This window comes from Hippea jasoniae, from assembly GCF_000744435.1.
Lineage (GTDB): Bacteria > Campylobacterota_A > Desulfurellia > Desulfurellales > Hippeaceae > Hippea > Hippea jasoniae.
In genome coordinates, this window is the sequence record NZ_JQLX01000010.1 from 122,014 (window position 1) to 133,738 (window position 11,725).

At 38.3% G+C, this 11,725-nt stretch carries 9 protein-coding genes and 1 tRNA gene; 4 read left to right on the top strand and 6 right to left on the bottom strand.

Annotated features, from left to right (window positions below):
* Positions 1–158 precede the first annotated feature (158 nt).
* From EK17_RS01320 to EK17_RS01340, 5 genes are all read right to left on the bottom strand, one after another.
* The gene (locus tag EK17_RS01320) at positions 159–1,025 is read right to left on the bottom strand and encodes a flagellar motor protein MotB (RefSeq protein ID WP_035586832.1); all 867 of its coding nucleotides are present in this window, start codon (positions 1,023–1,025) and stop codon (positions 159–161) included.
* Positions 1,026–1,871: a motility-associated protein gene (locus EK17_RS01325; RefSeq protein ID WP_035586834.1), complete on the bottom strand. Its 846-nt coding sequence runs from the start codon at positions 1,869–1,871 to the stop codon at positions 1,026–1,028.
* Positions 1,872–1,934: 63 nt separating this feature from the next.
* Positions 1,935–3,212, bottom strand: coding sequence for a phenylacetate--CoA ligase family protein (locus EK17_RS01330; RefSeq protein WP_035586836.1), 1,278 nt, complete (start codon positions 3,210–3,212; stop codon positions 1,935–1,937).
* Positions 3,209–3,667 (bottom strand): 2-oxoacid:acceptor oxidoreductase family protein, encoded by a 459-nt coding sequence (locus tag EK17_RS01335; RefSeq protein WP_035586838.1) that lies wholly within the window; start codon positions 3,665–3,667, stop codon positions 3,209–3,211. The genes EK17_RS01330 and EK17_RS01335 overlap by 4 nt, the downstream gene beginning before the upstream one ends.
* Positions 3,664–5,457: a thiamine pyrophosphate-dependent enzyme gene (locus EK17_RS01340; protein ID WP_035586840.1), complete on the bottom strand. Its 1,794-nt coding sequence runs from the start codon at positions 5,455–5,457 to the stop codon at positions 3,664–3,666. The genes EK17_RS01335 and EK17_RS01340 overlap by 4 nt, the downstream gene beginning before the upstream one ends.
* 156 nt (positions 5,458–5,613) lie before the next feature.
* Between EK17_RS01340 and EK17_RS01345 the strand changes: the two genes are divergently transcribed.
* Genes EK17_RS01345 through EK17_RS01360 form a run of 4 tightly spaced genes read left to right on the top strand, consistent with a single transcriptional unit; the run spans position 5,614 to position 11,596 of the window.
* Entirely contained in the window at positions 5,614–7,500 is a 1,887-nt protein-coding gene (locus EK17_RS01345) for an FAD-dependent oxidoreductase (protein WP_051904341.1), read from the top strand.
* 15 nt (positions 7,501–7,515) lie between these two features.
* A complete protein-coding gene (locus EK17_RS01350; RefSeq protein ID WP_084675040.1) occupies positions 7,516–7,851 on the top strand; it encodes a DUF134 domain-containing protein in 336 nt (111 codons plus the stop codon).
* Positions 7,799–8,173 carry an HIT family protein gene (locus tag EK17_RS01355; RefSeq protein ID WP_035586842.1) on the top strand — a complete coding sequence of 125 codons (375 nt, stop codon included), beginning with the start codon at positions 7,799–7,801 and terminating at the stop codon, positions 8,171–8,173. The genes EK17_RS01350 and EK17_RS01355 overlap by 53 nt, the downstream gene beginning before the upstream one ends.
* Before the next feature lie 39 nt (positions 8,174–8,212).
* Positions 8,213–11,596, top strand: a complete 3,384-nt coding sequence (locus tag EK17_RS01360) for an EAL domain-containing protein (RefSeq protein WP_035586844.1) — start codon at positions 8,213–8,215, stop codon at positions 11,594–11,596.
* On the opposite strand, the gene EK17_RS01365 is transcribed toward EK17_RS01360, so the two are convergent.
* A tRNA-Leu gene (locus tag EK17_RS01365) sits at positions 11,597–11,681 on the bottom strand. It lies immediately after the preceding gene.
* Positions 11,682–11,725: the final 44 nt, after the last annotated feature.

Below are 11,725 nucleotides of genomic sequence, written 5' to 3' on the forward strand. Positions count from 1 at the left end.
GAACCCCCTTTGTATGGTTTTGATTAAATGTTCAATAATTTATACTAAATTGTGATTGATATTGTCAAGAATTATATGAGTAATAATAACTATATTTTTAATTAGGAATTAATTGTTAAATATAATATACTGAAATATACAGAAACTGTAATGTTGAATTATATCTTTTTGACCAAGATTACGATGCGTCTGTTGATGGGGTCGTCTGGATTAGTGCCAGGTACGGGTCTTGTATCACCGTATCCTATGATGCTATCAAATCTATCTGAAGAAACGCCGTTTGCCTGAATCTCTCGTCTTGCAGCGTTTGCCCTCATTGTTGAAAGCTCCCAATTTGAAAGATTACCCACGACATAGGGATGGGCATCTGTGTGTCCTTCTATAACTATTTTGTTTGAGATTTCTGATAACTGTTTAGCTACAATATCTAATACTTCTTTTGCCCACGGTTCAAGCTGGTCAGAGCCTGGATAAAACATAGGTCTTTTGTTTTTGTCGAAGATAATGATTCTTAAACCCTCTTCAGTCATCTCCATCTTTATCTGGTTTCTGTATTGCAAAAGCTCTTTTCTGCTTGCGATTGCCTGCTGGATCTTTTTCATTACGCTATATAAATTAAGTGTTTGTTTTTGATGTCCTATGCCTCCACCACTTTTTCTTAAGATTTTTGGAATTAAGCCTCTGCCTTTTAATGTCTTTGGGCTTTTTGCTGAAGGTAGAGGCATCTCAGGAATTCTTTGTGATATTGTGAGGCTTTTTGAGCCTATGTTAAATACGCCTTTGGATGGAAGCATTGATGAGCCTTCTGTGAGTGATGTTGCACCGGGTTGAGTAAAATAGGTGGAAAGGATTTTGCGCTGTTTAACATTAGTAGCAGCAATCAGCCACATAACTAAAAAGAAAGCCATCATGGAGGTCATAAAGTCGCCGTAGGCTACCTCCCATGCACTACCACCACCCTCTTCACATTTTTTCTGTTTGCATTTTTTGACTATTCCACCCTCACCATTTGCGCCTTCTGCCATTTACTTGCCCTTTACAAAGTTTTCGGCCTCTTCAAATTCAGGCCTTGCAAGCGGTGGAATACTTTCCCTTACAGCCTCCATTGCAATAATCGGGGCATCGCCTTTTGCTATATAGATGATTCCGGTTTTTAGAGCTTTGAGGTATGCAATCATATCTTCATTTTTGAACTCTGCATATCTTGCCATTGGACCAAAGATTCCATAACACAACAATAGACCTAAGAATGTTCCTGTAAGAGCTGCTGCGATATGCTCACCTATAACAAGAATTGAGCCACCCAATGCACCCATTGTCAGGATAACGCCCATAACAGCTGCAACGATACCCATGCCAGGCATCGACTCAGCTAAAAGTGCAACCATCTTTGGTGGTGCGGCAATCTCTTTTTCTATAACTTCAATATTTGTATCTAACATTTCATCCAGTTTTTCTACCTCGATGCCTGTTACGACATTTCTTAAGGCATCTATAAGTAGATTGCGAGCCTCTTTGTTTTTTAGGAAAAATGATGCATCCTGAAGGATTGGTGAGGATTCTGGGTCATCTACCACAGCCTCTAATGATAAAATACCGTCCTTTCTTACTTTTGTTGAAAGATCATAAATTATCTTCAATAATTCTAAATAGTTCTTCTTGTTGTAAGGGTCTGGTTTTGCAATGCCAAGGATAACACCAAATGCGCCCTTTAGTGCTGATGGTGAGGCAGTAGATAGAAGCATACCGAAGAATGCACCAAGCAAAACGATATATTCACCAATCTGGATTAGAACCGCTGGGTTGCCACCTTCATAAACGAAGGCACCTACAACGGCAAGCAGTGTTAAAACAATGCCGCCAGCGTTCATTCAGCCTCCTTTGAGTTTTTCCTCACCTTATCTATTCGGCTAAAAGTAGATAAAGTTTAATTTTTATTTCTGTCTTTTGTCAACAACCCTTACGGCTTTGCCCTGAGGTCTTTCTAATGTTCCCTCAGGCACAATCTGGATATGGCAGTGGAAGCCTAAAAAGTCGTATAGCTCGTTTGATAGTTTGTCAAGCTGCTCTGATGTAAAGCCGTTCTTTCTTTCTGCAATAATCGTCATCGAACCCTTGCCTTTAACTTTTTCCAAAACAATATGGTAAAACGGCGAAAGCTGTTTATATTTCATAAGGATTGCCTCAATCTGGGATGGGTAGAAGTTTACGCCTTTAACCTTGAGCATATCGTCTGTTCTGCCTTTGAGTCTATCCACACGCAAGTGGGTTCTACCGCAGTCGCATTTATCCCTTGAAATGATCTTTGTTATATCCCTTGTTCTGTACCTTAGAAGGGGCATACCCTCTCTTGTTAGTGTTGTGATGACCATTTCTCCTTCTTTGCCATCCTCAAGCACCTCTTTTGTTTCAGGATCGATGATTTCGACGATGTAGTGATCTTCCCAGATATGGATGCCGTTTTTTGCGGGGCAATCTATACCCATTCCAACGCCACCGGTTTCTGTCATGCCGATGATATCGTATGTATCAACATTCATCTCCTCTTCGATTCTCTTTCTTATTTCGTCAGACCAGGTTTCTGCTCCTAAAATGGCAACCCTGAGATTTGTCTTTTTAAAATCAAAACCTGTTTCATTTGCAACTTCTATCAATCTCAATGGATACGATGCGATCGCCGTTAAAACCGTTGTACCTAAATCCTCTATAAATTTGAGTTGTAATCTACTTCTGCCAGCACCAGCAGGTATTATAAAAGCCCCTATCTTTTCAGCGCCGTAGTGAAAACCAAATCCGCCGTTAAATAAACCAAAAGATGGCGTGATCTGTATTCTATCTTTATGGCTGACGCCAGCTGCATAATAACATCGTGCCATTATTTCAGACCATTGTTCTATATCGTTTTTGGTCATTACATTGATTATTGGTGTGCCCGTTGTGCCTGAGCTCATATGCATCCTCATCCACTTCGTATCATCATCCACGCTTATGTGTTTAAAGGGATAGGCTTTTCGGATCTCATCTTTTTCAAGCAGGGGAATATGCTTCAAGTCGTCAAGGCTTTTTAAATCTTGCGGTTCAATGTCCTTATATTTTTCTTTGAAAACAGAGCTTGAGTTTTTGATTCTTTTTATAGTTTCTCTTAATCTTTTAAGTTGTAGCTTTTTTAGCTCTTCCTGCGGCATAGTCTCAACATCTTTATTGAAAATCATCCTATACCCCTTTCAAATGCTTTTAAGTTTTTTTCACTGAATTTGATGTTTTTTAAAACCTCTACTGCGTCAAGTTTATCAAAAATCGATTGTTTTTTGATAAACCTGCCCAGTATAAAACTATTTGCAAATTTTATATCGCCAAATTCCTTTTTTATCGATTCTTTTTCCTCTTTAGTGAGAGTAATTAAAATGCCATTTTTATTAAGAAACGCTTTTGCGTATTGGAAATATAAATCCTCAAGCAGGATAACAATATCAGCCTCTTTCTGTAAAACCACGCCGCTTAGTCCTTCATCTATTTTCATCTGAACCTCTACAAGTCCGCCCTTCTTTGCTATACCGTGAATCTCGCTGGATTTGACCGATAGATTTTTGTTTATTGCCATTTGCGCTATTGTTTTTGATAAAGATATTGCACCCATGCCGCCAACGCCTATAATGACTAACTTCATTTTTCCACCTTTATAGCATCAAATGGGCAGCTTACTACGCATTGTCCACAGTTTATACAGGTTGTTGTATCTATCTCAACCACGCTGCCGTTAAATATTAGCGATGGACATTCAAAATTTTCTATACAGATTTTGCAGCCTTTACACAATTGTTCATCAACAAATACCCTTTTAAATCGTGGATTGTTTTTTAAACCTTCTGTGGTATAGATACAGGGATGTCTGAATATCAAAACAGCAGGGGATGAGTAATTTTCTATGTAATCTTTTGCCTCTAAAAGGGCTTTTTCCATGCAGTCAAAGTCGTATGCATCGCAGATCTTTAAAAAATCAACCCCTATAGCTTTTACAATATTTTCTATTAAAACAGGTGTTGCTTTTGAGCCATCTTCGTTGTAGGTATTTGTTGGTGTGGGCTGGTTGCCCGTCATTGCGACTGTTGAGTTATCCAAAATTACGACAATAAAAGGGGAGTTGTTATGCACGGCATCGATAAGCGGTGTGATGCCGCTATGAAAAAAGGTTGAATCGCCTATCGTTGCAACAACAGGTTTTTTGATATTCGAAAGCCCAAAGGCTTTTTGAAATCCAAACCCAAATGAAACACTTGCACCCATACAATGGACGGTATCCACAGCTTTTAGGTTTAGCCCTAAGGTGTAGCAGCCTATATCGCCAGTGTATATAGCATCGTCTTTAAAAACCTGCTTTATGGCATAAAATGCCGTTCTATGGCCGCATCCAGGGCATAAAGAGGGTCTTTTAAATGGAGGTTTAATTAGCTTGCTTGATTTTTCTTCTGGCATTATCGATAACTTTTGAAGTATCGATTTTATCACATCAATGGTAAGCTCACCCTCTTTGGGGACTGTTCCATCCTCTCTGCCTTTGCACTCTTTTCTAAATTGAAGTTCTATAACTGGATAGCCCTCTTCAATTATTATGACCTCTTCGAATTTGTCTGTAAGTCTGTGTAGTGTTTCTTCATTGAGAGGATAAGGCATATCGATTTTTGCTATTGTTAGTTTATCTGTCAGTTTGTATTCTGTGATTATATCGTAGAGATAGGCAAAGCTTATACCGGAGGTGATGATCAATTTTTTACCACTGAAGTATGTTTTTATCTCAAACTCGTTGTTTTTTATCTTTTCAATTTTCTCGTTTAGTTGCTTGTGTAGCAGGTATCTAAAATGAGGTGTTGCCGCATATCTGTCTGTGTTTTTGTTGAATTGGGCTTTAATTGTATAGTTTGAGAGCCTTCCTACCTCTATATCCTCTTTGGAGTGTGAAACCCTTGTTGTTGTTCTTATCATAACGGGGATTTTATACTGCCTGCTTAAATTTAAGGCTTTTTTTGCAAAAAGATAGGCCTCTTTTGGTGTTGAAGGTTCAAGCACGGGGATTTTTGCAAAATAAGCCATAAAGCGGGAATCCTGCTCTGTCTGTGATGAGTGAGGCCCTGGATCATCTGCCACAACAACCACAAGGCCACCATCACTGCCAACTAAAGCAGTGTTCATGTATGGATCCATTGCAACATTTAAACCAACCTGTTTTGCAACAAAGGCTACGGGTATATTTGCAATAGAGGCTGCAGTTGTCTCCTCAAAGGCGACTTTTTCGTTTACTGCCCAGTTAAAGTAGCCATCTATTTTGAATTGTTTGGCCAATTTCACCGCAGCGGGCAACACTTCGCTTGATGGAGTACCTGGATACCCACTGATAAACCTTACGCCAGCCTCCAAAAGTCCAAATGCGATTGCCTCATTACCTGATAAAAAGAGTTTCATACACCACCTCTAACACTCAGACCAATTATCTAAAAACATTTATTTTTTTCAAGTTAAATTACTGCTGCTTTGTATCGTTGACATTTTTTCATTTTTAACCTATCATTAGTTGGTAGAAGTATATATAAGTAAAGAAAGTTTTTTGGAGGTATAGAGATGGCTGGAATGTTTGATAGCGTAAATTTAGGAGGGCTTAGGCTAAAAAACAGATTTATCTTTGCCCCGGTTAAAACAGCATACGGTAATCCAAAAGGAGAGGTAAATCAAAGGCATCTAACATTCTACAGGCATGTTGCAGAAGGTGAAGTGGCTTTGATTATTACAGAGCCAACAGCTGTTTTAAAAAGCGGTAGAGAGCATCCCAAACAGCTTTGTATCGATGAGGATTACTGCGTGGATGAGCTAAAGAAGATCACAGATGTTATCCATGAAAACGGATCTTTAGCCTGTTTGAATATAACGCATGCAGGTAGGGCTGCAAACCCTAAAGCCTCAGGAAGTGCCCCCATTGCACCGTCTGCTGTTTACTGTCCTGCCACAAAGCAGACGCCTGTAGAGATGACAAAAAGCCAGATTGAAGAGGTTATTGAAGCGTTTGGAAAAGCAGCCAGAAGGGCAAAACAGGCAGGATTTGATGCGATAGAATTACAGGCTGGAATGGGCTATATTATAGCTCAGTTTTTAAAGGATAGAACAAACAAACGCGATGATGAATACGGCAAGGATAAGACACTGTTTGCAAGACAGGTTTTTGAGGCTGTATTTGAAAACGCCTCCGGCCTGCCAGTTATTGTAAGAATTGCAGGTAGTGAATTTGTTGAGGATGGTATAACACCTCAGGATAACAAGCCGATTATCGAGCTTGCTGAAAAATTTGGTGCGGCAGCTATTCATGTTGGATTGGGAAGTGCTTGTGATACGCCGCCGTGGTATTATTCTGCAACATTTACACCGACTGAAAAGCAGATAGAGACATTCAAAGCGATTAAATCTCTAACCAGTCTGCCTATTATTGTGGACGGCAGAATGGCAAATAAGGAAAAGATTCTTAAGGCGTTTGATGAGGGCTGGGCAGATTGTATAGGTCTTGGTAAATCACTTGCCTGCGATCAGGCGTTTGTTAAAAAACTCAAAGAAAACAGGGAAGATGAAATCTACTACTGTGGAGGATGCCTGCAGGGATGCCTACTAAAGGTAAAGGCCGGTGTGGGTCTTGGCTGTATTATCAATCCCTTTGTGGATGTTGACAGATTTGGAAAGTCAGATAAAAAGCTAAAATTTGTTGTTGTGGGCGGCGGACCAGCCGGTATGGCTTGTGCAACCTATGCGGCCCAGAGAGGTCATGATGTTGTGCTGTTTGAGAAAAAGCAGTTAGGTGGTCAGTTTAATCTTGCAGTCAAACCGCCGTTTAAAGAATCGATGCAAAGGCCACTTGATTCAATGATAAAAGAACTCAATGCAAGTGGTGTTTTAGTGAAGATGCAAAAGGCAGATTACGATACAATAGCCTTTTACAATCCTGATGTTGTTGTGGTGGCAACCGGAGCTGTTTCTGTTTTGCCAAGAATAGAAGGCATTGAGAATGAAAACGCTACCGATGCATTTAGCTACTTTGAAAGAAAGGTTGAAATCAAAGGCAAAAGAGCCCTTGTATTGGGTGTTGGCTTGATAGGAAGAGAGGCAATGGAGGATCTGCTTATAAGATATAATTTTGAAGAGGTTGTGGGTGTTGATATACTCAAGGAGTTGCCTGAGGATTTCACACTTGCAAGGCTAAAGAATAATCCAAAAGCAAAAATCATAACGGCTGCAAAATTGCAACGCTTTGATAGTGATGGTGCTGTGATTTTAAAGGATGGCAAGCAGGAGAATTTGGGTAGATTTGACCTTGTTATAACAAGCATAGGCACAAAGCCATACAACGATTTGTTTGAGCAGATTAAAGATAAATTTGAGCATGTTGAATTAATCGGTGATGCTTCAGCTGTGGGTGATATCTACAAAGCCACACACGATGCCTATGAGGTTGTTAAAAAGTATTAAAAGGAGGATTTAGCGTTGCCAAGAAGGAGAAAGAGGGGTAGGGTAAGGTTTAGATTTGGCAGGGTGTGTTTTAAACCCTGCGGTATTCCTGCAAATACACTTGAAAGGGTGATTCTTTCGCCTGATGAGCTTGAGGCTATTAGACTTGCTGATTTAGAGGGTATGTATCAGCAGCAGGCAAGTGAGCTGATGCATATATCACGCCCCACTTTCTCCCGTCTTATAGATAGGGCGCATAAAAAAATAGCAGAGGCCCTGATAATGGGCAGGGCTTTAGAGATAGAAGAAAGGCAGGAAGATGGGATGTATTTTCTGCCAGACCCAGAAGCTGAAGATAATTCTGAAGAATGATTTGTGTTATGCAATCTATGATCTTTACCCAGTTAACGAAGGTCATATGCTTATTATCCCTTTCAGGCATGTTGAAAGCCTATTTGATGCCACACAGGATGAAATTTTAGCCATCTTTGATCTACTGCAAAAAGCCAGGGTGTATTTAGAGCGGGAATTCTCACCTGACGGATACAACATAGGTGTTAATGTGGGTAAATACGCAGGACAGACGATAAATCACCTTCATGTTCATTTAATTCCCAGATATAAAGGTGATATTGAAAATCCTGTTGGTGGCATAAGAGGGGTTATACCATCAAGAAGACTTTATCCCTATTGACCTTTGCTACTATTTATTGTAGTTTGACAAAGGGGATGTATGGAAGTTGATATTTTTAGCCTATCTTTAGATAATCTTTCTGTTGGTGTTTATATATTGGGAAAAGATGGCTTCGTATATATCAATAAAAGTTTGGTAAAGATTTTAGAATTTAGCTCAACCGATGAGCTCTTAAGATCCGATCCATACTCAGTTCATGTGGATTCAAATACAGCTCAAAAGATGAAAGAGATTGTTCGAAGAAGGCTAAAAGGTGAATTGTTTAGTGCTGTTCATAGGGATATAAAGGTTATTACAAAGAAGGGGAACATTAAATTTGTTGAGATTTCTGCTCAAACATTGAAATATAAATCCAACTTTTATGCCTTTGGCGTGGTTATCGATAGAACACAAAGGAAAATCACTGAAAGCCTGTATGAATCACTTAAAGGCATCAATGAGCTGATTATCCGTTCCACATCTAAAAATGATCTAATTAATGGACTGTGCAGGGTGGTTGTTGAGGATGGGGATTTTGATGGTGCGTTTGTTTTTAAAGAAAGGAATTTTGAGCTTGTGTCGTCATTTACCAACAATGAAGCCGTTGAACGCTACGGTCTTGATTACATAAATAAAAATGCTAAGCGGTTTAAAACCATAAACAAAATCAAAACAGTAACAGTTGAAACAACCGCTGAAAATGCGATGCTTGGCGGTGGGCTTCAAAATGGATACTTTTACTCCATCCCCTTTGGAGATTTAGAAAGCTATCTACTGATAATCTATTCTATTTTTAAAAAGCCATCTATAACAAGCGATATTTTAAGAAGAATAAGAGCCAATATAAATTTTGCATTAATGAAAATAAACAGGGATTCAATCATTAGAATTCTCGATAAGGCTTTGAAGAAGTCGCATGAATGGTTTGTGTTAACCGATAAAGACGGAAAAATAATTCATGCCAATACTGCCGTGCAGAAAATATCGGGATACAGACTGGATGAACTTAAAGGTAAAACGCCTGCTGTTTTTAAATCAGGCTACCACTCAAAAGAGTTTTATCAAAAATTGTGGAAAACGATACTTGCAGGTAGAAAATTCAATGCAAAATTTGTCAATAAAACAAAAAACGGTGAGATATTCTATTTAAGCAGTCTGATAATTCCCATCAAAGATAGCGATGGAAACTATGTGTTTGTTGATTTATCAAGGGATATAACGAAGGAAATACGGCAGCTTGAGCAGATTAAATTCCTTTCCAATATCTATTCTACACTTTCTGAAATCAATCAATTAATCGTTCATTCAAAAAGCGAGACAGAAATTTTAAAAGAATTGCCTAAAATAGTGGTGAAACATGCAAAATTTGATGCGGCTTTTGTTGGACTTGTTGAAGATAATTACCTTGATGTTGCATATTCTTATGCAAAGAATGAAAGCGAGAAAGAGTTTATTGAGTTTATAGAAGATCATCTATCAAAATTAAAAGCAAAAGGTGTTGGAATTAACAATTATAATAGAGAAATACCTGCTGTTAAAGCACTTCTTAAAAAAGGAGTTTATAGTGCTGAACAGATGGAAGTTGTCAATTTTAAACCTTTTGATAGGGCTGTTGATAAATACAACTTAAAAAGTTGCTTTGCCTTTTCTATTTCAAAGAAAGATAAAATTATTGGCACACTTGTAGGATATACAAAGAATGAAAAGCTTCTAAATAAAAATGTGATGAGATTACTTGAAGAAGCCATGGGTGATATTGAGTTTGCACTAAATAAAATAGAGGATGAAAAGTGGAATAGAATTGTAAATTTTGCCATAAATAAGGGGTTCAGCTTTGTTGTTATAATGGATGAGAATTTTAATATCGTTTATGTAAATGAGGCTGTTAGCAGGTTGAGTGGCTATTCAAAGGATGAACTCATAGGCAGGCATCATTCTATATTTTCATCACACGATTATTCAAAGAGATTTGTTGAGCTGTTTTATGAAACGCTAAAAAGCGGAAAAACATTTTCATCTGTAATGAAGTATAAACGCAAGGATGGCTCGTTAATTTATACGCACACCACGATTGTTCCCTACGCAGAAAACGGCAGGATAAAATATTACATAAGTGTTGGAAAAGATCTGTCTGAGGAAAGAAAGTTAAGAGAAAAAATAGAAAAACTTCAAACGCTGGATTCAATAACCGAGCTGTATAACAGGGAATCGTTTGAAACACTGTCAAAGCGGTTTTTAAATAGGGCAACTTATGAGGGTTTCTTTGGTGCTTTATTTGTTCTAAACACAATATCGTTTTCAAAGATTAATCAACTCTATGGATATTCTATCGGTAATAGTGTTTTAAAAGAGATAGCTTCAAGGCTAAAATCAACTGTAAGGGGTTATGATATAGTAGCCCGTATAGAGGCTGATAAATTTGCCGTTTTAGCTAAGGATTTGACTGATGAGAAATCTGCTGAGTCTGTAGCTATTAAGATTATGAACAACTTGGCTAAACCCTACAGGGTAGGGCATGAGCTTATCAATATTAATTTTGCAGTAGGCGTTAGTCTGTTTCCCAAAGATGGTAAGACAACTGATGAGCTTTTAAAAAACGCTATGGTTGCCCTAAAATATGGCTCAAAAGGTATAAAGAGTGTTTCATTTTATTCAGAGGATTTAGAAAGAAGCTTTTTAAAGCGACTCAAGATAGAGATGAGTCTAAAAGATGCATTGAAAAACAAAGAATTTGTGATGTATTATCAACCTTATTTCTCAAGGGATGGTAAAGTTGCAGGGGCTGAGGCGCTCATCAGGTGGATTAAAGATGGAAAGGTTATACCGCCAGCTGAGTTTATAGGTGTGCTTGAAGAAAGTGAGCTTATCGAAGATGTTGAAAAATATGTGGTAGAGTATGTACTGAATACGCTGAAGAAGCTTAAGAATAAAAATATTAAGTTAGTGCCAATTTCTATTAACCTTTCGCCAAGGAGCTTTAACAGTAGCAGGATTGCAGAATTTTTAGAGAATATTTGTGAGGTTTATAGCATAGAGCCTTCTTTGATCAATATTGAGATTGTAGAAAGAACATTCTTAAGTAATATTGAATATGCAAAATCTATCATTGAAAAACTCAAAACCAAAGGGTTTAAATTTTCCATAGACGATTTTGGGACGGGCTTTTCTTCGCTTTCATATCTCCCTCGATTACCCGTTGATTTTTTAAAACTTGATATATCGTTTGTTAGAAGAATTGTTAGTGATTCTCAGGTTCAGGCAATTTCAAAAGGCATTATTACTATAGCTAAGGATTTGGGTATTAAAACAATAGCAGAAGGTGTAGAAGAAAAACAGCAGGAAGAGATTTTAAAGAAAATGGGCTGCACATACTGCCAGGGATTCCTCTATGCAAAACCGCTTGATGAGGCAGGTTTTATTGAGTTTTTGAAGAAGAATGGATGATGGTGCGAGCGGGGAGACTCGAACTCCCACGCCTTGCGGCACCAGATCCTAAGTCTGGCGCGTCTACCAGTTCCGCCACGCTCGCATGCAGGGTTTTTATATACTAACAAGCCCTTTTTGTCAACATTG